Origin of the sequence: Granulicella aggregans (assembly GCF_025685565.1) — a bacterium.
GTDB lineage: Bacteria > Acidobacteriota > Terriglobia > Terriglobales > Acidobacteriaceae > Edaphobacter > Edaphobacter aggregans_B.
On record NZ_JAGSYE010000001.1, the window covers coordinates 1023364 to 1047144 of the forward strand.

General features: G+C 60.4%; 15 protein-coding genes and 1 tRNA gene. 13 read left to right on the forward strand and 3 right to left on the reverse strand.

Annotated elements, in window-relative coordinates; translation table 11 throughout:
* The first annotated feature begins 168 nt into the window (after positions 1-168).
* The 11 genes from OHL18_RS04200 to OHL18_RS04250 all read left to right on the forward strand — a co-directional run bounded on the left by OHL18_RS04200 (position 169) and on the right by OHL18_RS04250 (position 8921).
* On the forward strand, positions 169-762 hold the full coding sequence (locus OHL18_RS04200) for an RNA polymerase sigma factor (RefSeq protein ID WP_263374587.1): 594 nt from the start codon (positions 169-171) through the stop codon (positions 760-762).
* Entirely contained in the window at positions 759-1718 is a 960-nt protein-coding gene (locus OHL18_RS04205) for an energy transducer TonB (RefSeq protein WP_263373576.1), read from the forward strand. Before OHL18_RS04200 ends, OHL18_RS04205 begins: the two co-directional genes overlap by 4 nt.
* A 170-nt stretch (positions 1719-1888) precedes the next feature.
* Entirely contained in the window at positions 1889-2947 is a 1059-nt protein-coding gene (locus tag OHL18_RS04210) for a 4-(cytidine 5'-diphospho)-2-C-methyl-D-erythritol kinase (RefSeq protein ID WP_263373577.1), read from the forward strand.
* Positions 2948-2977: 30 nt separating this feature from the next.
* Positions 2978-3051: transfer RNA gene (locus OHL18_RS04215), tRNA-Gln, on the forward strand.
* Between the two features lie 287 nt (positions 3052-3338).
* Positions 3339-4451, forward strand: a complete 1113-nt coding sequence (locus OHL18_RS04220) for a ribose-phosphate diphosphokinase (protein ID WP_449727814.1) — start codon at positions 3339-3341, stop codon at positions 4449-4451.
* 102 nt (positions 4452-4553) lie between these two features.
* Positions 4554-5234 (forward strand): 50S ribosomal protein L25, encoded by a 681-nt coding sequence (locus tag OHL18_RS04225; RefSeq protein WP_263373578.1) that lies wholly within the window; start codon positions 4554-4556, stop codon positions 5232-5234.
* Between the two features lie 316 nt (positions 5235-5550).
* Positions 5551-6150: an aminoacyl-tRNA hydrolase gene (gene pth / locus OHL18_RS04230; RefSeq protein ID WP_263373579.1), complete on the forward strand. Its 600-nt coding sequence runs from the start codon at positions 5551-5553 to the stop codon at positions 6148-6150.
* A gap of 262 nt (positions 6151-6412) precedes the next feature.
* Positions 6413-6868 (forward strand): 30S ribosomal protein S6, encoded by a 456-nt coding sequence (gene rpsF, locus OHL18_RS04235; protein WP_263373580.1) that lies wholly within the window; start codon positions 6413-6415, stop codon positions 6866-6868.
* Positions 6869-7046: 178 nt separating this feature from the next.
* Positions 7047-7412 (forward strand): 30S ribosomal protein S18, encoded by a 366-nt coding sequence (gene rpsR / locus OHL18_RS04240; protein ID WP_184215940.1) that lies wholly within the window; start codon positions 7047-7049, stop codon positions 7410-7412.
* Positions 7413-7477: 65 nt separating this feature from the next.
* Positions 7478-7951, forward strand: a complete 474-nt coding sequence (gene rplI / locus OHL18_RS04245) for a 50S ribosomal protein L9 (protein ID WP_263373581.1) — start codon at positions 7478-7480, stop codon at positions 7949-7951.
* 214 nt (positions 7952-8165) lie between these two features.
* Positions 8166-8921, forward strand: coding sequence for a hypothetical protein (locus OHL18_RS04250; RefSeq protein ID WP_263373582.1), 756 nt, complete (start codon positions 8166-8168; stop codon positions 8919-8921).
* A gap of 136 nt (positions 8922-9057) precedes the next feature.
* Here the strand turns inward: OHL18_RS04250 and OHL18_RS04255 are convergent, their stop codons facing one another.
* On the reverse strand, positions 9058-9915 hold the full coding sequence (locus OHL18_RS04255; protein ID WP_263373583.1) for a tyrosine-protein phosphatase: 858 nt from the start codon (positions 9913-9915) through the stop codon (positions 9058-9060).
* Between the two features lie 88 nt (positions 9916-10003).
* On the opposite strand from OHL18_RS04255, the gene trhO reads away from it, so the two are divergent.
* Together trhO and OHL18_RS04265 are read left to right on the forward strand one after the other, a co-directional pair.
* Positions 10004-10720, forward strand: a complete 717-nt coding sequence (gene trhO / locus OHL18_RS04260; RefSeq protein WP_263373584.1) for an oxygen-dependent tRNA uridine(34) hydroxylase TrhO — start codon at positions 10004-10006, stop codon at positions 10718-10720.
* 327 nt (positions 10721-11047) lie between these two features.
* Positions 11048-13060, forward strand: coding sequence for a copper amine oxidase (locus OHL18_RS04265; protein WP_263373585.1), 2013 nt, complete (start codon positions 11048-11050; stop codon positions 13058-13060).
* 152 nt (positions 13061-13212) lie between these two features.
* On the opposite strand, the gene OHL18_RS04270 is transcribed toward OHL18_RS04265, so the two are convergent.
* Both OHL18_RS04270 and OHL18_RS04275 read right to left on the reverse strand, forming a co-directional pair.
* A complete protein-coding gene (locus tag OHL18_RS04270; protein WP_263373586.1) occupies positions 13213-20721 on the reverse strand; it encodes an FG-GAP-like repeat-containing protein in 7509 nt (2502 codons plus the stop codon).
* Between the two features lie 212 nt (positions 20722-20933).
* A complete protein-coding gene (locus tag OHL18_RS04275) occupies positions 20934-23291 on the reverse strand; it encodes a winged helix-turn-helix domain-containing protein (protein WP_396274225.1) in 2358 nt (785 codons plus the stop codon).
* Between the last annotated feature and the right edge of the window lie 490 nt (positions 23292-23781).

The window sequence follows — 23781 nt, forward strand, 5'->3', positions numbered from 1 at the left end:
AGACCGGTTACCAGTGCGCGGTACGCTCCTGGTTTAAGTCGGCGCTTGCGGTCCGGTTATAGGTCCGGCTGATTCGCGGCCGGGAACAGGTAACCTGGCGGCTTTGCAAAAAGAAATGAACACTTTGGCGGCGGAGCCGGTCTTAGAGGGTGAAGAGGAGTCTTGCTGATGTTGCCGTCGTCGATCGTGAGTGCCGGGTTCGGTCTGAACGGAGAGCTGGTCAAGGGCTCGCCTGACGCATCCAGCGATCTTCCTGCTGCGGAGCGGGAGGCTACGTTTGCGGGGCTGGTGGAGCGGCATTCGCGGGTGATGTTCCGGGTGGCTTTCTCGCTGCTGCGGAATGCTCAGGATGCCGAGGACGCGGTGCAGGAGGCTTTCCTGAAGCTGTATCGCGGGGACGCGTGGCGGCGGATGGAGGACGAGAAGGCGTTCCTGGCGCGGACGGTTTGGCGGGTGGCGCTGGACCGGATGCCGAAGAAGGCAGAAAGGCCGATTGAGGCGGATGAGGAGTTCGCCAGCGGTGCGGCTTCGCCGGAGTCGACGGCTGTTCGGGAAGCTCAGTCCGCGCTGCTGCGAAGGATGATTGAAGCTCTGCCGGAGGAGTTGCGGCGGGTACTGGTGCTGAGTGCGATCGAGGAGCTGAACTCGCGGGAGATCGCAGAGGTGATCGAGGTGCCGGAGGGGACGGTTCGGACTCGGTTGATGCGGGCCAGGGAAGAGTTGAAGCGCCGGTATCAAGGCGCGAAGGAGGTGCGGCGATGACGGACGAGTTGATGCAGGGCGAGAGAGGGGAGTTCGAGATGCTGCTTGATGAGGTTCTGGGGACGATGGCGAATCCGGAGGTGGGTGATGGGCTCAAGGGGAAGGTGCTGCTGCGACTGCGGATGGCGGAGGTTGAGATCCCACGTCTCAAGATCGAGACGCGGGGCACCCGTTCCGGGGCTGGGTTGTTTGAGGTTCCTCGGGAGAGGAGGAATGTAGCTTCTGCGTGGCTCGCGGTGGGGGCTCATGCGGCGGCGATCCTACTGGTTACGTTCTCGATGGCGCGAAGCATGCGGTTTGTCGATCCGGGAAAGGAGGCACCGGTTGTGACGCTCGATACGCCGCCTCCGATGGCGTTGCCGAAGCGGCTTGCGATGGGTGGGGGCGGCGGGCAGACGGGAGTTGCTCCGGTGAGCAAGGGCGCGCCGCCAAAGTTCAGTCCTGAGCAGACTCTCGCGCCGAAGGTAGCGGTGCTCGCACCGAAGCTGGCAGTGGAACCGACGATCGATGTCGATCCCAGGCTGAAGATGTCCGCCAACATGCCCGACGTTGGGATGGCGAATGCTCCGATGATTGGCGTTTCGATGGGGAGTGGGAGGGGAGATGGATTGGGGAGCGGGATCGGCAATGGGATGGGACCGGGCTCGGGAGGCAATACGGGCGGAGGGGTGAAGCAGGTTGGGGGTAGCGTCAGCGCTCCGGTGGAGATTTACAGCGTCGATCCGGAGTTCTCTGACGAGGCAAGGCGGGCGAAGCTGAGCGGGAGTGTGTTGGTGAATCTATGGGTCGATCAGAGTGGCAGGCCGACGCATGTTCGGGTGTTGCAGGGGCTAGGCATGGGGCTGGATGAGAAGGCGATCGACGCAGTGAGGCAGTTCCGGTTCAAGCCGGCGATGGAGAACGGCAAGCCAGTGACGGTGGAGCTGAATGTGGAGGTGAGCTTTCACATCTACTGAGGCGGTGGTCATGGAGGAATTCGCGGCATAGGTTTCGCGATTTGGTCACGCGGAGCGAGAAGAACAGGCAACAGTAAGGACGAAATGCGGTGTTTCTTCGCCTTCGGCTCAGAATGACGAAATGTAAGTTATGCGAACTCCTGTCAGAGACTAGGTAGACTGATGGAGATATGGCAACGCACGTTCGCTCGTTTTCGAAGATCAATTTAGGGCTGGCGATTGGGCCGGCGCGGGCGGATGGGTTTCATGGTCTGACGACGATGTACCAGACGCTGGCGCTGCATGATGTGGTGACGGTGTCGGCGGAGCGTGCGGCGGAGACGTCGCTTGTGCTGACTTCGAACCATCCGTGGGTGCCGGGAGACAACCGGAATACGGCGTGGAAGATGGTCGAGCGGTGTTTGGAGCGGATGGGTGTGACCGCTGCGGTGAAGATTCGGATCCAGAAGAACCTGCCGGTGCAGGGTGGGATGGGTGCGGGTTCGGCGAACGCGGCAGCGGCTTTGATGGGGTTGGAGAAGGAGTTGGAGCTGGCGCTGCCGGGGCCGCAGCGGATGGAGTTGGCGGCAGAAGTGGGTTCGGACGTGCCGCTGTTTCTGTTGGGGGGATCGGTGCTGGGGCTCGGGCGTGGGGAGCAGGTGTTTCCGCTGCCGGATTTGCCGGAGACGATCTGCGTGATGGCGCTACCGGATGTGGGGGTTTCGACGCCGCAGGCTTTTCGGGATTGGGACCAGTTGACAATCTCCACAGCTCGCGATAATCTAAACGAGTTGAGTTGCGCTCTGGCGTCTACATATGCCGAGCCTGGCACATCCGGTATCTTTTGCAAGCCTGGAACACAATCCCTTGAAGATGGAATAGAGCTTCAGGGTCGCCTCGAGAAAAAAGCGGGCGAGTTCGATCAATCTATAGGCCAATTGCAAACAGATCTTGCCGAGAATACCCTTCTCGCGCTTGTCCGCACCGGGATAGAAAACGACTTCGAAAAGGTCGTCTTTCCGATCCACCCCTCCCTGCGTGAAATCAAGCGTCAATTGATGGGTACCCAGAAAGGCGAATCCGCGTTGTACGCGGCGCTCTCGGGTTCAGGCTCCGCGTTGTTTGGGCTTTACCGGTCCATAGCGGATGCCATCGCGGCTCAACAACGCGTGCAGGCTCTAGGATGCAAGGCGGTGATCACTCACACCTTGCCCCGAACGGCTTACTGGCGCACAATGTTCGCAGGGTGATTTTCTGAAAGCAGCTGTTCAGGAAGTTATTGGGCGATCGATCAATGGTAGGTCCGGAGCCTTTGAAGCTCTTTATCTAGGTTCGAATCCTAGTCGCCCAACCAAACTATCGACCGCCGGGCCTCTTGATTGAGGCGTCTTGCGGGCGGGCAACACTTAGGGACCGTTTCACGGCAGCAACATGCCGCAGAGGTTGAACAGGTTTTTGGCCGGCGAGAACAACGCTGGCGGATGTACCGAAGTTTGAAGGGCCACAAGTCTCACTTTCGCAACAAGAGTCTCATCGCAACAGAAGTCTCTCTTTTGTAATGAAGTGTGCAGCCGCAAGAAGGCTGCATGAACAGACCAAGCAGCAGGAACTACCAAGGTCAACCAGCCTGGAGGGTTTCACGTGAATAACCAAGACACGACTGCGGTTCTTTCCCCTATTTCAGCGCAGGCAGAAGAGATAGAAACGAGCTCTTTGCCTGCAGCGACGCCGAGTGCGTCAGGCGCGTCTTCCCTTAGTGGACAAAGACTGGTCGCGTCCAGCCCCGAGAAGAAAAAGACCGGGAAGCTGGGCGAGGACAGGCGCTTCAAGATCTTTTCAGGAACCTCGAACCGGGAGCTTGCAGAGGAAGTCTGCAAGTTTGTCGGCGTTCCGCTGGGCGAGACTCGGCTGCAGCGCTTCTCGGATGGCGAGGTCCACTTTCAACTTTTAGAAAACGTCCGCGGTGCGGACGTCTTCCTGATTCAGCCCACGTGTTTTCCCGTGGACCAGCATCTGCTTGAACTGCTGATCATGATGGACGCGCTGAAGCGCGCTTCGGCTGGCAGGATCACGGTGGTGATTCCGTACTACGGCTATGCACGGCAGGACCGTAAGGACCGGCCGCGTGTCGCGATCACCTCCAAGCTGGTGGCCGATCTGCTGACGACGGCTGGTGCTAATCGGGCTTTGCTGGTTGATTTGCATGCGGCGCAGATTCAGGGCTTCTTCAATATCCCGGTCGATCATTTATTCGCCAGCCCGGTGCTGGTGAGCTACTTCCGGGACATGAAGCTGCCGAACCTGACCGTGGTCTCACCGGATGCGGGAGGCGTAGAACGCGCGCGCTTCTTCGCGAAGAAGCTGGATGTTCCGCTCGCCATTGTCGATAAGCGGCGGACGGACATCAACGTTACGGAAGTGATGAATGTGATCGGCGATGTACGCGGGCGAACCTGCCTGATCCTCGACGACATTATCGACACGGCTGGAACGCTGGTGAAGACTGCCGATGCGTTGCTGGCGCAGGGTGCTGAAGAGGTTTATGCGTGCGCAAGCCATGCCGTGCTTTCGGGCCCGGCGGTAGAGCGCATTGCAGCATCACGGCTGAAGGAAGTGGTCGTGACGAATACGATTCCGCTGCGCGAGGATGCGCAGAAGGTGTCGAAGATCAAGGTGCTTTCGGTTGCGGGGCTTCTGGGCCGGGCGATCGAGAGCATTCACATGGAGACCAGCGTCAGTACGCTGTTCAACTAAACGCAGAACTGCAAAGTTTTGTAACAGCCGCGAGGAAAGAGCTCGTAGCAAATGAGCAAAGGGAGCGGAGCTCAACTCCGTGCCCGAAAGGAATGAAACATCATGGCAAACCCCACTTTTGATGCTGTCGTCGCAACTCCGCGCGAAGGTAAGTTCAACAAAAATGCAGCTCGCCGCGTTCGTGTAGCCGGCAAGATTCCCGCAGTGGTTTATGGCGCGGGACAGGATGCCGTTGCGGTCACGGTTGACCCCAAGGTCATCACCAAGATTCTGCACTCCGAGTCTGGACACAACACCATCTTCGACCTGAACGTTGAAGGTGCGTCGCCGGTTAAGGCGATGATCGTGGACTGGCAGAACGAGCCCATCAAGGGCAAGCTGCTGCACATCGACCTGAAGCGTATTGCGATGAACAAGGCGATGCGGGTTTCGGTCCCTGTGGTTCTGGTTGGTATCCCGGTGGGGGTGAAGGCTCAGGGCGGCGTTCTCGAGCATGTCATGCGCGAGGTCGAGATCGAGTGCCTCCCGAACGACATTCCGAGCCACCTCGATATCGATGTGACCGGGCTTGAGCTCTACGGCGTGATCCATCTGTCGGACCTGCCGCACTCGGGCAGCATCAAGTATCTCGGCGAAGAGAACGCGACTGTCGCCCACGTTGTGGCGACGAAGGAAGAGGCAGTGGCTGAGCCGGTTGCGGCAGCTGAGCCGGAAGTTGCGAAGAAGGGTAAGACGGACGCTCCTGCTGCGGCTGCGCCGGCTGCGGACGCGAAGAAGAAGTAGGCGGTGCCGGTTCTACTGGGTTAGCGTTTTACGTCCCATCCATCGCTCTGCCACCCCAGCGAACCAAGAGCGTTCGCCGGGGACCCCGGACGCTGCGATGGATGGGGCACCCGGTATCAAGTGGCGCGAGGAAAGAAAGCAGGTCCTCCGACTTCCCACCCCAACGAGCAAAAAAGCGCTCGTCGGAGACCCCGGATCGTCGAAGGATGACAAAGGTTGGGTTTGTGGCGGACCCACTCATCGCGATACGGCTGCGATGAATGGGGCACAAGATGTACCAGGGTTTTGATTTTGAAGTGCAGTGAGGAATTAGGACGTGAAGCTGATTGTCGGTCTCGGCAACCCCGGTATCGAGTATCAGTTCACACCGCACAACGCCGGGTTTCTGGCGGTCGATCGCATCGCAGAGGATTGCGGCGTGACGATTGCCAACCGGCGGGGCAGGGCTCTGACGGCAAAGGCCAGGTTTGCAGGGCAAGAGGTCCTGCTGGCCAAGCCGGAGACGTTTATGAACCTGAGCGGGCTTTCAGTGGCCGCTTTGTTGCGGGAGTTGGAGATTGGGCCGGAGCGGATGGCAGAGGACATGGTTGTTCTCTACGACGAGCTGGCCATTCCGCTGGGCACGATTCGCATCCGCGAGCGTGGATCGGCGGGAGGGCACAACGGGGTGAAGTCGATCTCCGGGGTGCTGGGCACGGAGGAGTGGACGCGGATACGGATCGGGGTCGGGAAACCGCCGCTCGAGAGTGGACGCGAGGTGAAGGCAGGCGGGAAGGACTACCTGCTGTCACCGTTCCGCAAGCAGGAGCTTGTGGTGCTGGATCAGGTGCTCGACCGGGTCACGAAGGCGGTCGAGACAATTTTGACCCGTGGCGCGGGACCCGCGATGAGCGCGTTCAATGGCAATGCGGGGTAGAGTTTTACGTCCCACCCATTCCGGCGATGAAACCGCCGTTATGGATGGGGCACCCGGGCGGTTTGGGTGTCCGGGGATAAAAGCGAAATGCGGGGGTCTCTCCACTGCGCCACGCGATAATACCGCGTGGCTTCGGTCAAGATGACGGTTCGTATATCGGTTCGGAAGAAGTGGCAGTAGAGGCAGGATATTTCCAAACCGTCGTGTGCAGACGATACGCATGCGCGGTGCGAAGCAGAACTTCGCAGAAAGAAGTAAACGAATGAATCGTACCTACGAAATCATGTTCATCGTCCGTCCGGACGTTGAAGAAGCCGACCTGGACAAGCTGATCGAAGGATTCTCCGGAAACGTCACCTCGGGTGGCGGCGAAGTGAAGTCCGTTGAGAAGATGGGCCGCCGCCGTCTCGCCTATACCGTCCGCAAGTTCAACGACGGCTTCTACGTGCTGCTGAACATCGCCGCCGAAGGCAAGCTGATCACCGAGATCGAGCGCCGTCTCCGCGTGACCGAGCAGGTCATCAAGTTCATTACCGTGCGCATGGACGAAGAAGAGAAGCGTCTGGCGAAGGTGAAGGCGATCCGCGACACCAAGGTGAAGCGCAGCGCACAGCCCGCGCAGTTCCAGCCCCAAGCTCCGGTTGCGGCTGCTCCGGCAGTTGCTGCTCCGGTGGTTGAAGAGGCCCCGGCTGCTGCAGAGCCTGTCGCCGCAGTCTAAATCTGCCTCCGGTAGATTGCGATTTCTTCGCTGGACCGCGCCTGCGCAGCCCGGCACATGAGTTTCCACCCTGCTTCCACCGATTCCGTCTCTCATGCAAGATGTGAGGACGTTCAGAGACTCCATTGCGAGTCTGGGTCGGCCCGGCGGCACTCCACCATCCGAAAGGGATATCACCATGGCTGACGAAACCAGCACCCCGAATACCGCTCCCGCAGCAGCGAGCGAGCACACTCCCAGCCCCCGTCCGGCGTATGCCGGTCCCGGCGGTCCCCGTCCTCCGCGTCCTGCGGGCGCTCCTGGCGCAGGCGGCCCTGGCGGTCGTAAGTTCTTCCGCCGCAAGAAGGTCTGCAAGTTCTGCACGGAGAAGATCGACTCGATCAGCTACCGCGACGTTCGCCTGCTTCAGGGCTTCGTGGCCGAGCGCGGCAAGATCATTCCGCGCCGTCTGAGCGGCGTTTGCACGCGCCACCAGCGCCGCCTCTCGCTCGCTATCAAGCAGTCGCGCAACATTGCCCTGCTGGCCTTCGCCGCGCGCTTCTAAGCGGAACCTGACGGACAACTCATTCGCGGATCTATTCCGCAGTAATCGACATTCGGAGAATTGCAATGGAAGTCATTCTGAAAGAAGACGTCAACAAGCTGGGCCACCGTGGCGATGTCGTCAAGGTTGCCGACGGCTACGGGCGCAACTACCTCCTTCCCGGGAAGCTCGCCATCGAGGCGACGCTTGCCAACCGCGCCGTCATCGAACAGATGAAGGGCTCGGCTATCCGTAAGTCTGCCAAAGAGAAGGCGTCGGCTGAAGAGCTGGCCAAGACCCTCTCGCAGGTTGAGCTCACGTTCGAGCGCAAGACGGGCGAGAACGATCACCTCTTCGGTTCGGTTACGTCGGGCGATATCGCTCACCAGCTCGAACTGCAGGGCTACACCATCGATCGTCGTAAGATCTCGCTGGAAGAGCCGCTGAAGTCGCTCGGCGAGTACCATGTGCCGATCAAGCTGCACCGCGAAGTCACCAGCCACATCAAGGTGACGGTGAAGGCTGAGGACAGCGAGACCGAGGCTGTCGCGGTAGCGTAAGGACTGCTGGTTGAAGTAAGAACAAAGCAAATGCGGGGGTCTCTCCACTGCGCCACGCGATAAGGCCGCGTGGCTTCGGTCGAGATGACGTTTCGTAGGGGTAGGACAAGAACCGCCTGACTATCGAGAGATCGATGGTGGGCGGTTTTGTTTTTGGCCGATGATGACCGGCTTCTGTCAACTTGTGTTGATGCGGCGCGGCCATAATTCAGTTATGACTGGACGTCGATCTTTTCTGCAAACGGGCATTGCTGCGGCGCTGCTGCCTGCGGCGCGTGCGGCCGACGCCGTTCCTTTGCCAACTAACTTTCCGGCTCAGCTTCAGGAGGCGCTGGCGACGGCGCTTGACGATCCGAAGGTGGCGGCCAAGCTCGCGCCCGTACTTCTGGATGTGGGGTTCACCTGGGATGCGCCTTGGCAGCCGGCTGCGGGATTTCAAACGATTGTGGCGTATAGCTTTGGCAATCGTCCTGCGGCTTCGGGGACGACGAGACCTTTGCCGGGCCCGATGAACGAGACGTTGGCTAAGGCGGTGGTTGAGGCGCAACGGAGGAGTAGAGCGGCTACGATCTATGCGCAGTGGGAGATTGCGAGCTTTCTTGCCGGACGCGACGGGATTGGTAGAGTGGTGGCCATCAACCCGGTCGTTGCTGCCGATGGTTCCGTCAAGTACCTGAGCACGGACGGCGTGGCCGAGGCGATCGTGACGATGGTGGGCGGCGACGCGAAGAAGCTAGGGCGGGTGTGCGTGATCGGGCATCACGATCATTCGAAGCGATGCGTCGAGACCTCGCGGGCTAGGGGGATGGACGCGTGGGTGATGGAGGGGTTGCCGCTGCCGGTGAACTATGATGCGGAGTCTGACCAGGCTTGGACGCGGGACCGGGAGATCTACCTGATCCACGATATGTTCGCGCAGCTGGGACAGATTCGGGCGGCACTGATTGCGCCGCCAAAGGCTAAGAGTTAGGGTTGTGCGTTCTGCAGAACGGCGGTTATACGATCCGCATACGTCCCACCCATCCTCGCAAACGACGCGAGGATGGATGGGGCACCCGAGCTGTTGAGGCCGGTCGGGATCTCTGACGCACTACGTTGGTTGGTTCCTATTTCGCTGGGTCTAAGAGCTTGTCGCGCAGGCTTTGGATGTTGGATGGGCTGAGTTTGAGGCCTTGGGAGACGTAGTTGTCGAAGGAGCCGTAGCGGGTGTCGATGGCGGCGAAGGCCGCCGAGAGATAGTTGGGGTCGACGCCCATGAGGACTTTGATTGAGTCGGGCGGAAGACCGGCCAGTGGACTTGCTGCGGCAGCGTTTGTGGCCGTGGTCGTAGCGGCTGCATGGAGTCGGGCCATCTGGGCGGGGACGGCGTCGTTGCTGCGGAGGTAGTCGGCTTCGACGGTGGCCTGGGGAACGCCGAGGACGCGGAGGAGGACTGCCGAGACGATGCCGGTGCGATCCTTGCCGGCGGTGCAGTGGATGATTGCAGGTTCGTCGCCGGTAGCAAGGTCGTGGAGGATGGTGCCGATCTCGGGGGCTCCGTCGAGGGCGATCTGGATGGTGATGGCCTTCATGCCGTCCTTCACCTGGTCTGAGCCGGTGCCGTTCGCGAAGATTCGCCGCATGGAGCTTGACGGGGCTTCCGTCGCGGGGAAGCCTACCGAGATGGGAATTAGCGTGGGCTGGGCGATCGTCCAGTGCGTGGGAGCGGCGGCGCGTTCGGCGTCGGTGCGGAGATCGAAGACGTAGTGGATGTGCAGGGGTGCGAGGGCGTCGAAGTCTGGACTCGTGAGATGGCTTAGTTCGCCGGAGCGATAGATCATGCCGTTGCGGACGGTGCGGCCGTCGGAGGTGCGAATGCCGCCGAGGTCGCGGAAGTTGAGAGCTCCGGTGACCGTGGGCGCGGAGATGGTTTGGGCGGACGCAACGCCGGAGAGCAGAAGGGAAAGGAAGAGAGCTGATCGCACAATTCTTGATAGCACTGGCGGGCCGGGATCGCTTCAATGGGGAGTGAAAGCTCTCGCTGGCGCTCGAATTTCTCTAAACTAGAAGAGTATGTACACCGTTGCTGCTTACTATCGGTTTCTGCCGCTGGCTGATCCTGCGGGTTTGCGCGAGGACTTGCGTGCGGCGTTCGTGGGGAGCGACCTGCTGGGGACGACGCTGATCGCGCCCGAGGGTGTGAATGGGACGATGGCTGGATCGGCGGAGACGATTGATCGGCTGCTGAGTCTGCTGGGCGAGCGAGTCGGGCTTGAGCGGGGCGAGGTGAAGTTTTCGACGGCGGAGACGCCGCCTTTTCGGCGTCTGAAGTTCAAGCTGAAGCGCGAGATTATTACCTTTCGCGGTGCGGAGGTCGATCCGGCGCGGCCGGGGAAGTATGTCGAGGCGAAGGAGTGGAACGCGCTGCTGGCTGACCCCGAAGTGCTGGTGCTGGATACGCGAAATACGTATGAGTCGGAGATGGGAAGCTTTGCCGGAGCGGTGAAGCCTCCGCTCGAGACGTTTTCGGACTTCGCGACGTACGTGAAGGAGCAGCTCGATCCGGAGAGGCATCGTCGGGTGGCGATGTTTTGTACGGGCGGGATTCGGTGCGAGAAGGCCTCGGCGTATATGCTGCAGCAGGGGTTTCCGGAGGTCTTTCATCTGAAGGGCGGGATTCTGAAGTACCTCGAAGAGGTGCCGGTGGAGGCGAGCAAGTGGGATGGGGAGTGCTACATCTTCGATGAGCGGGTGTCGGTGGGGCATGGGGACTTCGCTGACGGAGAGTAAAGGCAAGGACAGAAACGAAATGCGGGGGTCTCTCCACTTCGCATCGCGATAAGGCTGCGATGCTTCGGTCGAGATGCCGTTTCTGTAGGTGGGGGAGGGCCCAGGTATGAGTTGCTATCCCACATCTCAGAAGCGAGATGTGGGCACCCGGCAGCCGTTGTCTGCATCGCGCACGCGTCGGTGGCTGTCCCACTCATCGCGATCGTGCCGCGATAAATGGGGCACAATGCGGGGGCGAATGGGGCACAGAGTTGTATAGTGGCGTAACCGACGCTTTCCAATTCCAACTCCTCTCAACCACGCGGATTTCTTCCGCCGAGGTCCCGTATGTCTCTTTGCCGACGACTCTTTTCGATCGCGTTGCTGCTGATCGCCGTGCCGAGCTGTTTCGCCCTGCAACCGGAGGTGCATCATCCGCTGGATGCGCTGACGCCTGACGAGTACTGGAAGGCGTACAAGGTGTTGCAGGCGGCGGGGAAGCTTGCTCCGAAGACGTTGTTTGCGAGCGTCCTGCTTGAAGAGCCGGTGAAGTCCGTGGTGCTTGCGTGGAAGCCGGGCGATCCGATCGTGCGCAAGGTCGATGTAGTGCTGCTGACGGAGAGCAAGTCGTATGCGGCGGTGGTGGATATTTCGGCGAACAAGCTGGAGTCGTATACGGAGCTGACGAAGGAGCAGGCGCCGATGTCGACGACGGAGTCGCGCAGCTTCGATGAGGAGATCAAGAAAGATCCGCGCGTGATTGCGGCGCTGAAGGCGCGGGGCATTACCGATCTGCGGACGGTGCATTGTGGCGTGATTCCGGCGGGCTATGTGGGGCTGCCGGAGCAGACGGATGGCAGACGGATTGGGTGGGGCGAGTGCAGCGATGAGATGGACTCGCTGTACCGGTGGGACCGGCGGATTGCGGGCATCTTCTACGTGATGGACCTAAAGGAGAAGAAGATCACGCGGTTCTCCGATAACGGCGCGGTGCCGATGCCGCCTTCGACGAGCATCTATGACGCGGACGGCGGCAAGGCGATGCCGGGGACGAAGCCGATCCTCACGCTGGAGCCGGAGGGCCCGAGCTATACGGTCGAGAATGGCGAGGTGGACTGGCAGAAGTGGCACTTCCGCTTCCGGCTCGACCCTCGCGTGGGGCCGGTGATTAACCTGGTGAGCTATAACGATGGCGGCAAGCCGCGGTCGGTGCTGTATGAGGGGTCACTCTCGGAGATGTATGTGCCCTACCAGGATCCGGATGAGGGATGGAACTCGCATGTGTTTCTGGATGGTGGGGAGTTCTTCGCGAATACGGGATCGGGTGGGATTATCAAGCCGTTGCAGGTCGGTGTGGACTGTCCGGACTATGCGACGTTTTATAGCGGGACGTTCTTTCGCGACGATGGGACGCCTTATGTCCGGCCGCAGCTTGCTTGCCTGTTCGAACGGGTGACGGGCGATCCGATGTGGCGGCACTGGGATGGGTCGACCTCGGCGATCTCGGGAAGGCCTACGCGGGAGTTGATCTTCAGGACGGTTGCGACGGTGGGTAACTATGACTACATCTTCGACTGGAGGTTTGCGCAGGATGGGTCGATCACGGTGGGGCTGGGAGCGACGGGCATTCTTGAAGTGAAGGCGGTGAAGGACCAGACGGCGGATGGGGATTTATCTGCCGCGATGGTGGGCAAGACGCCGGAGGGTAAGCGGGTGGAGTTTGGGCAGTTGATCGCGCCGGGAATCTCGGCGGTGGACCATGACCACTTCTTCAGCTACCGGCTGGATCTCGATGTGGATGGGCCGAATAACTCGCTGATGGTGGACAAACTGGTGCCGTACAAGCTGCCGGATACGGCGCAGGGGCGGAAGTGGATCTGGGCGATGATGCCGGAGATGGCGAAGACCGAGGGCGAAGCGAAGTACAACGTGTCGGTGGATCACCCAGCGATGTGGCGGTTTGCGAACGAGGGCGTGAAGAACAAGCTGGGGCAGTTGACCAGCTATGCGATCATGCCGGGCGAGACGGGGATCAGCATTCTGCCGGCGGAGGAGTGGCCGCAGAAGCGGGCTGGGTTCTCCGCGCATAACCTGTGGGTGACGCCGTACGACCCGAACGAGCGGTATGTCGCGGGTGTATACACGATGGGGAGCAAGGGAGAAGACAGCCTTCCAGCGTGGACGAAGCAGAACCGGAACATCATGAACACGGATATCGTGGCGTGGTACACGATGGGTTTTCATCATGTGCCGCGACCTGAGGACTGGCCGCAGATGCCGACGATGTGGCATACATTTACGTTGATGCCGTATCAGTTCCTGATCAAGAACCCGACTATGGATCTGCCGATGACGCCTTAGATAGAAGGTCAGGTCTCCGGGATTTACAGTCCTCTGCGAGCGCGATGCAAGAACAAGAAGCCCACGAGCCGATGGTCCTGGTTCGTGGGCTTCTTATTGGAAGTTAGCGCTGGGGTGATGGGGCAAGCAGGAGCTGAATCTGCTCCAGACCGTCACTTCACGTTGAGCGTAAGCGATGTGGACTGGCTGAAGCTTCCGGCGCTGGCGGTTACGGTGAGGTTGTAGGTTCTTTCCGCGGGCGCGGTGCCGCCGCCGCCACCACCACCGCTGCTACAGCCAGTCGCTCCTGCGGCCAAAGCCGAAACCGCAATCAACAGGAGCAACCACCGCTTTGAAGCCCTTCGGGTCCGCTTCGAGAAGGGCAGGAGCAGCATGCCCAGAGCGATCGGAGCTGAAGCAGGCCCGAACGGTCCCTGGAATGGACGGTCCTGCGCAGTCGTAGGAACGGCGATGGTCAGGGTCACGTTCGTCGTACCGGAGCCGGCCGCAACAGTCGATGGCGAGAAGGTCGCCGTCGCTCCACTGGGCAGCCCGGTAATCGCGAAGGTGAGGCTCGGGCCTGTGCCTGGCGGCGTCGCCTGCAGCATGTAGGTTGCAGTGCCACCGGCGGTGACCGTCGCCGTGGAGGACCCGCCGCTCGGAATACCGATGGCAGTGCTGTTGACCACCTGTGTCAGAGCCGCGCTGGTTGCGGTCGCGAACGCGGAATCCCCGGAGTAGACCGCTGTGATCGAATGCGATCCGGCGGTCAGCGACGCAGTCGTCAGAACCGCGGAACCTCCGCTTAGCGTAGCGGCGCCAAGCGTCGTCGTTCCATCAAGGAAGCTCACCGAGCCTGTGGGAGTGCCGGACGTCGAACTCACCGTCGCCGTGAAGGTGACCGCATCTCCCAGGAGCGCAGGGTTATCGGATGAAGCCAGAGCCAGTGCCGGAGTCAGGGGGATGTTGATGGTGTACGCGGAGGATGCGACACCGCTGACCGTGTATCCGGTCGCGACCGCAATCGCCTTCAGAGTCTGGGTCGAGCTGACCGTGATCGCTCCGGTATAGGTTGTGGAGGCAGTGGTCGGCGTACTGCCGTCGGATGTGTAGTAGATGGTCGCTCCAGCGGTTGCATCGCTGATGGTGACCGTTTGTGCGGCTGTATACGTGCCCGCTGCGGGAGTGAAGACCGGAGTTGCCGCAGCGGTGGGAAACGTGATCTTGCTTACGCGATAGTTGCAGTATTCCGCGATGTACAGGCTTCCAGAGGAGTCAGTCGCGATCCCCTGCGGGCCGCAGAGATTGGCCATGGTCGCCGAAGATCCGACACCGCCTGAACCGTTGTAGCCCGTGCCGGCTACAGTTGTGATCGCGCCGCCTCCCGCAGGGAGTTTGCGAACGGTATTCAGCTCATTCCCGAAGTAGAGGTTGCCGGAAGGGTCGAGCGCAAGCCCGAATGGGTAGATGTGCGCCTGCGTCGGAGGCCCTCCGTCGCCGCTCGATCCGAACAAGCCGCCCCCCGCGATCGTCGAGACGATGCCCGTCGAGGCATCCACGTAACGGATCCGGCCGTTGTATGTGTCGGCGATATAGAGATTGCCCTGTCCATCCACGGCGAGCCCGTACATCTGCTTGAACGTCGCCGACGTAGCCGGCCCCCCGTCGCCGGAGTATCCGTATTTGCTATTGCCCGCGACCGTACTGATGATGCCGGACTTCGCGTCTACCTTCCGCACCACATTCGTATCCAGGTCAGCAACATAAAGATTGCCTGCTGTGTCCAAGGTCAGCGGCCCCGGATCTACGATTGTGGCGGATGTCGCTGGACCGCCATCTCCGGAACCCGGGCTATAAAAGCCATCTCCCGCGACCGTTGTGATGATCCCTGACTTCGCGTCTACCTTTCGCACCCTTCCAGAGCCGGTCTCCGAGATGTAGACATTTCCGATTCCGTCACATGCGACAAATTCGGGGTAATTCAACGTAGCCGAGGTAGCCGGTCCGCCGTCGCCTCCGCCGGGGATCGTGAGCCCATACGTGCCTGCGAATATCTGAATGAGCCCTGTATCTGCGGAGACCTTCCAGATGACGCCATCCGAGTAGTCTGCGAGAAACTGGTTTCCGTGCGTATCGACCGCGACACCGGTGAGGTTCGCCAGGTTCGTGCTGGTCGCCGCTCCGCCGGTGCTGTATGGGCCGTAATTTCCCGTCCCAGCCACAACGCTCAAAATGCTATTGGGTGGTGTGGAGATGGTGTAAGTCGCCGAGACTGGAGCACTCGGCAAGAAGCCTGGCGCGACAGCGATTGCCTGCACCGTTCCTGATCCTGAGATGGTGATCGGCGTTCGATAACCCAGGCCGAGCGTGGTGGGTGAAGCCCCGTTGATGGTGACGTAGATCGCCGCCCCTGGTGTGGCGTCAGAGATCGTCAAGGTTTGTCCCTGGACGTAGGTGCCAGTCGCCAGACTGAAAGATGGCGTTGCGGCCGCCTGGGTAGGCGGCGTCGCCGATGCTGTGGCTTTGCGAACGCGATAGCTGTAGGTATCTGCGATGTAGATGTCGCCCGCCTCATTCAGAGCAATGCCCCATGGACCGCAGAGTGTAGCTGAAAGCGCCGGGCTCCCGTCGCCACTCACCCCGAGGCATGCTGTGCCCGCATGGCCCACGACGGTCCGGATGACTCCCGTCGCCCCGGTCACTTCGCGAATGATCCCGTTGCCGGTGTCGGCGATGAACAGGTTTCCGTTGCGATCCACTGCTACTGAGTCCGGTTGGATCAACTGCGCGCTGGTCGCAGGGCCGCCATCTCCGATTGCCGTCGCGGTCGTGCTTCCGGCGACCGTTGTGATGATCCCCGTTGCCGCTGTGACCTTGCGGATGAGCGACTTGGAAGGATCAGCGATGTAGAGGTTCCCTGTGCTGTCGAGTGCCAGGCTCTGCACGGAACCAAAGGTCGCGCTCGTTGCGGGACCGCCGTCGCCGTTTGAGCTGTAACTGTTCTCACCACCAGCATAGGTCGCAATCACTCCGGTCGCAGCCGTCACCTTGCGGACCAGGCCGTTCGTCCCGATGTAGAGGTTGCCGGACGAGTCCGTCGCAATCGCTGACGGATAGTATAGGCCCAGACTTGTGGCGGCTCCTGAGCCAGTATCGGGAGTTGCGGTTCCATTTCCAGCGACCGTCGTGATCGTGCCAGTCTTTGCATCGACCCTACGCACCGCATTGTTGTTCGAATCGGCGACGTAAAGATTGTCCGCGGCGTCGAAGGCAAGTGCAGTGGGATTGTTTAGTAGTGCACTGGTAGCGGTTCCACTGTCGCCGCTGTAGCCTGCCTGTCCGGTGCCTGCCACGGTTGTAAGAACTCCGGTCTTCGCGTCGACTCGGCGTACCGCGTTGTTGTTCTGGTCGGCGATGAAGACGTTCCCTCCGCTGTCCACCGCAACGCTAGTGACATAGGTGAGAGTCGCCTCCGTAGCGGCTCCGCCATCCCCTTCATAGCCGTAGGCACCGCTTCCCGCGACGGTGTAGATAAACGAGCTTTGCGCCGAATCGATTTCAAACTGCGAGGAAGCATAAAGGCTTTGGCTATATCCAGGCGCGATCGCGATCGCACTGACGATCTCTGAGGCCGATACGGTTAGCGGTCCCGTGTACAAGGTTGAGTTGAGGGAAGGGTAGCTTCCATCGGTGGTGTAGTAGATTGCGGCATTGGTTGCCGTGTCCGTGATCGTGACGGTCTGCGTCGAAGCGAAGCTCCCTGCTGCCGGAGAGATGACGGGCGTCGGCGCTGTCGGGAAGTTCAGAGTGTAGTTGGCAACCGTGTAGTTGCTCTGTTGGTAGCCGGTCTCGGTGGCATACGCCTCGATCGTCTCGCTTCCGCCGAGGTTCAGTGAGATTGGTCCGGTGTAGGGCACAAACCCGTGGGTCATCACCGGTCCATAAGCTGCGTAGTAGATCGTCGCGCCGGGCAATGCCTCGCTCAGGGTGACGGTTTGCGCTGAGCTGTAGCTTCCACTTGCCGGCGTGGCAGTTACCGTAGCCAGAATTGCGGCGAGCGTTACCGGCGCCGAGGTAGAGGACGGATAGTTCGCATCGCCGGTGTAGCTGGCCACGACGTTGTGGTTCCCAGCTCCTACGGGTAGGACATTGTTGATGGACGCTGTAGCGGTCTCTGAGGGAGCCGTCAGTAGGGTCGTCACCTGCGGCGTGTAGCCAAGCAGGACCGCCAGGTCGGTTACGCCGTCTCCGTTGAAGTCCGCCGCCACCGTTGCCTGCGGTCCCTGGTAGGAAGAAGGATTGCCGACGGGTGTAACGGGTGTGGACGCACTGAAGGTACCGTCGCCTCCTCCGAGGAAGAGCGTAGCCTGGGCGGAGTTCGGGTCAGTGCCTACCAGATCCACCTTCCCATCGCCGTTGAAGTCCCCTGCGGCAATGTAGGTTGCCACGCCGGAGATCGGGCTTCCGCTGGCCTGGGTGAAGCTTCCATCTCCTGCCCCCAGAAAGATTGAAATCCCGTTCGATTCTCCGACCGCCAGGTCGAGCTTCCCGTCTCCATTGAAGTCGCCAACGACCATCGACTTCGTGAATAGCGCGATCGACAAGGAGTTGGCCGATCGCACGAAGTTTCCGTCACCTACTCCCAGATACAGAACGCTTGTCGATGAAAAGTAGGTTGTCGCGATCAGGTCGGGAATTCCGTCTCCGTTGAAGTCTCCGCTCACGATCAGCCCATAAGCCTGGGCCGGATCGAGTTCATTTGGAGAGAGTGTGAAGGTGCCGTCCCCTTTGCCGAGAGCGATCGATACACCACCATTTACCGAGTCTCCGACAATGGCGAGATCGAGCTTCCCGTCTCCGTTGAAGTCGGCGAACGTGAGCGACCCCGGAACAACGTCTCCACCTTCACTGACAGGAGTAGAAACCACTGATGTTGCCGAGGCGGTGAAAGTGCCACTGCCATTTCCCAGCAACGTGATGACGCTGCTGTTGAAGGAATAGTCGTAGGAGCGAAGCAGGAGGTCGAGCTTGCCATCGCCGTTGAAGTCGCCAGCGTATATTCCAACGAAGTTGCTCCCGGAGTTGCTTCCGGGGATCGAGATCTCCTGGCTGCCTGGCTTGAAGGTACCGTCCCCTTTGCCAAGGAAGATGGTGTAGTCGCAGGTCTGTCCATAGTTCTCGCAACTCAGGACGGCAAGATCGGGAATACCGTCTCCATCAAAGTCGCCGGTAGCTTCTGTGACTGGGTTGCTGCTGGCCAGAGCCGTCTGCGAAGAGGTGAATCCCAATCCAGGCGTACTGCTGCCCAGCGTCGCTGATCCCAGCGACTTGTTGCCAAAACTCGTGTCGAGGAAGTTCACTTGCCCCGTTGGGGGTGCTGTTCCTCCTATCCCCTGTACCGTCGCTATCAGGTTGTAACCTGTGTTTGATTGGCCATAGCTGAGGCTGACAGAGTCCGTGTACTTCGGCGCAACGGGAGCACCGACGGTCAGAGCGGCGACGGGAGACGAGCTCATGACTCCATAGCCGTCTGCCAGGAAGAGGGCGCGGAACGAATGCGCGCCGGGGCCGGGGATGAACTTGTACGTCGCCGTGCCGTTTGCGCCCAATGACTCCGTGGCCAACAGGTGAATATCGCTACACTGCGTAGCTCCATCACAAAAACTCACCTGGCCGATGGTCTGCGGAGAAGTTCCGGCGCTCACTGTTGCCGTCAGCGTCACCACGGTACCTGCGTTTACGCTGCTGACCACGGACGATCCGGAGGTGAGAACCAGGCTTGTGGTAGTGGCAGGAGGAACTCCATAGAGTGAAGTCGTCGGCGAGATGCTCGCTCCGTACGCGCTGTCTCCTGAGTAGCTTGCTTCTACAAGATGGGTTCCCACACCGCTGACGTTTATGCTTGCGCTGGCACTCGCGGTCTCCGTAGGACGCGTCAGGTAGATCTGCATGTTCTCGTTGAAGGCACCGCCGATCATCAGGTCGGCGCGACCGTCTCCGTCCAGATCTGCGATCGCGAAGTTGACGGGCGAATATCCTGCTTCCGTAGGGATCGCGTCCGTCACGGTCGTAAACTTCGCCGAGCCATTATTGAGCAGCACGCTGAATGTCTGAGTCGAAGTATCGAATAGGGCGACATCTACCACTCCGTCGCCGTTGAAGTCACCGGCCTGAATGGAAGGTGACGTCGCATTGAGCGCTGTGCTGGTGGGAGTGGAGAATGTGCCGTCCCCATTTCCCGTGAAGACCTCAAGGACGGAACTCGTGCTTGAGGAGGCTCGCTCCGATACTACGAGGTCGGCTAGACCATCTCCGTTCACGTCTGCGACGAGTAGCGAGGTGGTCTGCTGGCTGGTCTGCACCATGGTTGACGCAGCAAAGCTTCCGTCTCCTTTACCAAGTAAAACGGATACGCTCGTTCCATTGAGGGCGAGCGCAGCGAGGTCAGGAATGCCATCTTTATTGAGATCGGCCACGACGACAATACCCGAAGAGACACTCGCAGTGGGGCTGGTCTGCGTCTGCGTGAAGGTTCCATCTCCGTTGCCCAGGAACACCGTCAGGCTTGACGACGACCCGCTTCCGATGACAAGGTCCTGATTTCCATCACCATCCAGGTCCGCGATTGCGACGCCGAGTGGCTGCGCCGGAGTCGTCGGTGTCGATGCGGAGGCGGTGAACGTTCCATCTCCGTTGCCCAGCAACACGCGAATTACGTTGGCGTCGCCGTCCACGACGATCAGGTCCTGATTCCCATCTCCGTTCACATCGCCGACCGCGATCGGGCCGTCCAGATATCCTGGCGCGTAAGGGTCGGGAGCGCGTGTATAGCTGCCATCCGCCTTGCCTAGGTAGATGCTGATGCGGGTTCCGGGTGCTCCTGCGACTGTCGCGAAGTCGGGAATGCCGTCGCCGTTGAAGTCTCCTATCGAGACCCAGTTGGAGATCCGGTCAAGCGCTACGGTATTCGTCGTGGGCCAGGCGACGCTGGCGACCGCCGCACCGAGCGTGGACGCGGCCAGACTTTTGTTGTTGTTCGAAGCGTCCAGGAACGAGATCTGGCCGGTTGGCGCAATCGTGCCCCCAGCCTCCGTCACCGTCCCGGTAAGGGTGTAGTTGCCGAAGGTCCCGCTACGTCCGATCGCGGTGGTCGTCGCGTAGATCGGCGTAGTCCCAGTTACCTGGACACTCGCTGTCGCGGACGTGCTTCCGGCGTATGAGCTGGTTCCAGCGAAGATGGCTTTATAGCTGTGGCTGCCGATGCCGGGACGGATGGTCAGCGTGGCTTTGCCTGTCGAGGTCAAAGAAGCGACGCCCAGCAGATGAATGTCGGAGCATGACTTTGCGCCGGCATCGCAAAAGTTTATCTGGCCGTGGGTAAGAGCCGAGTTGGCTGCGGTGACCGTCGCGCTCAGGGTCAAGGTGCTGCCCAAAGTAATCGTGCTTGCGGGAGCGCCTGACGCGCTCACCGTGAGAGCTGCCGAGGTGGTGGTCCGGGACTGAGCGTGCAAGAGGGCAGGAGCGGCGAGCAGCAGACCTACCTGAAGCCACAATGGGCCAAAACGGCGGGTACGGGTAACGCCATGCGAATCACCGTACGAAGTAGAGGGGCAAAGAGTAGAGCGGAAGAGAGGACGCTGGGCCGATACAAAGCCAGGAAGACGCGAAAAAAAGGAAGTCATGAAGAATCCTGCAATGAACTCTGGGTTTGAGAGCAGTTTGAGCCAAAGGCTCCGGCAAGCGATCCGGCAAGGCTTGAACGGATCGAGAGAGGAATTCAAAGTTTTCTAGAAATCGAAGGAAGGATAGCACAAGCCACATAGGGCGCGGCCCCGCGGACTGGGCGGGAACACGGGTGGGGTCAGGGTCACGTTCCACCTTATTTATTCAGAATTTATGGAATAGATTCTTTGGAGTTTAGGGATTTTCGGAGTGGCAGGAAACCCGGATCTGCGTGCTCCCAGGCGTCCTGAACCTGTCGATCGGCGCTGGCAGCGCCTGTTGAGTCGCCTAGCTGACGAAGCACTTTCCCTAACTGAAGCGCGGCCAGCGGGATATAGGGCGAGTCGGGCATAAGCGCATGATGGGCGAGGACGCTGCGAAACTCGACGGCTGCGTGGCCGGGATCTCCGGCCGCCTGAAACGCCAGACCGCGATAGTAAGCGGGGGCCAGATTCAGCGCGCTGCACTTGTCGTAAGGCCTGACGGGTTCGAGTATCTGGATGGCTGCCTGAGGAGCATGCTTCTGCAGCTGGATGGCGGCATGGATGGATGGCAACTGCGCCTCGTTGAGGATGGTGTTCAGCGGAGCTTCTGCGGCGGCTTTTGCGGCCTCCAATTCAGCCAGTGCGATGTTGCCGCTGCGACCCAGCGCGAGCGCCGCCGAAGCCCGGATGCCGACACTCTCCGGCGCAAGTCGCAGGGCGTCTATGGATAACGTTTGTGCTTCGCGCGGATAGCCGAAGTCTGCTTCGAGAAGGGCTTCGTCTACCTCGATCGTTGCGGCCAGTTCGGCGAAGCCCTGGGCCAGGGCGGCCTGACGGGCCTGGGCGAACAAGCTTCGTCCGGAGCTTAACTTGCCCTGGTACATCGCGACCCATGCCACATCATCGAGCAGTTCGCTCTCCGCTGCCTTGCCTCGCGACCACTGGATCTGCTTCTGCATGGCGATGTCATCCTTGCCCAGAAAGGCGAGGAGAAAGCAGGATTCATGGAGCATGGCGCTGTCACCCTGCCGGCCCTGCACGTCGTTGCAGAGCGACTGCAGTTGCGCCTGTTCGCCGGTCTCGAGCTCCGCGCGTGCGAGCACCGCCTCGGATAGGGAGGATGCCGAGTCGAGCTTTGCCGAGGTGCGCGCGAAGCCCAAAGCCTTCTCCGGTTCGCCGAGGTCCAGGTACTCGATGGCGAGGTTGTTGTTTGGCAAGTCGTCCCGACTATAGAGAGAGAGCCACAACTCATAGGCCTCGATGGTTCGCTGGGTCTGCCCGGAGATCGAGTAGAAGTGTGCCGCGATATAGAGCCGTTCGCGGTCGGTGGTGCGCTCCCGAAGATCGAAGGCCTTTTTGAACTGCTCGGCGCTTTGAGTCGTCTCGGCGGCATTCGAGTAGATCGTGCCGAGGCGGGCATAGGCCAATGCGAACTGAGGGTCGAGGTCGATCGCCAGCTTGTAGTCATGAATCGCCTCAAACTCCTGACCGTTGGCTCGCTTCTCTTCGCCGAGGGTGAAGGCCCGGAGCGCTGCGAGAGACGAGGTCGTGGCCTGGGCGAGGGGCATGTTGAATCTTTGGCGTGACGCGTCGGGCTCACCGAGGTCCTTCCGCATCTCATCGGCCGCCTGATCCAGGGCCGCGAGTACCATGTCGCGGCCCTGTGCTTTGACCGTCTGGCTGGTCAACAGGCTGCCGTTCGAACAACTCCGCGCGTAGGTCCTTATCTCGTAGCCTGGGGGCTGGCCCAGAATCTGTCCGGTGATCAAGACCTTGCCGCCGAGGGAGGTACATCCTCGCAGCAACTGCTGGAGCGACGCCGTGGCGGGCTCGGGAACCTGACGGAGGAACTTCTGTTCCGATACGAGGTTGAGGTAGGGCGATTCTTCGAGTTTGACCTGGAAGGCGAGTCCCAGCCCGTTATACGAATCATCGCCCGATTCGTTGGTGAATCCGGCAAGCACCACCAAGGCTGAACCGATGGCCGAGCGCTTACGCAGGTGCTGATAGAAGAAGAGAGCAGCGACCGCAAGCACGAGGAAAGAGACAAGAGAGATGGCAAAGGCAGGCTTGGAGCGCAAGCGGCTGAGACGTCCCGCTTCTCTTAGCTCTGGCGTAGCGGGAGACTCCGAGCCGGGCGGCGGAGCACTGTCAGCGGAGGCTTCGCCGGGAGCGGCGGGCGTTTCGGGCGGGGAGAGAAAAAGCGGTTCGACCTGGCCGATGAACCTGTAGCCGCGACGTCTTACGGTCTCGATATGACGAGCTGTACCGGCTCTCTCTCCGAGAGCCTCGCGTAGTTTGCCGGTGGCCACCTGAAGTCCATTGTCCAGTTCCCCGAAGATTCTGTCGCCCCAAAGCCGGCGGTGAAGCGTCTCTTTCGAGACGATCTCTCCCGGTGTTTCGAGCAGGACGAGCAGAAGCTGAAAGGGCAGCTCTTCCATCTTGATGCGTTTCCCATCGCGCAGCAGCAGGCCAGCTCTGATCCGAACTTCGAACTGGTCGAACCGGTAGCCATCGCAGATGGGTTGGGAGACTTTGGATGAAATGGTGCTTTCAGCATAGCAAAAGCGAGCATTTTGCCAGCCCGGAGTTACCCAAGGCGCTCAAGAGATCGTGGGGTGGGCTGGCAAGATGCTGAAAGTAAATCGGTTACCGGTTAAGAAGGAGTTAAGTTTAAGTTTTGTTGACTTCGCTGCAACAAAACGTTTCTCTGATGTCAGTCCCCCGTCTCACTGTCGCTGCAACAAGTTTTGAAGCTTGGGCCGCAATCCGGTCCTTTAGTTCGTTGGACCCGCCGCTACTCTGTCTGCTCGTCACTTTTGTCCCTCAGTGTTTCGACGGGTGAAAGCGATGTGTCTCTTCACCGCTGCAGCCTGTTCACGGAGCTCCCCATGAAGCACTCGAGATCTTTCCCGCCTGCCGGTCCAGAGACCCCGGCGTCTGTCCGAAATTTTCCGCGCCAGGAGCTGCTTCCGCGCAAGCTTCAATACGCCGTCATCATCCGTCCGATGCACTAAGTCCTCCCCAGTGTCTGTG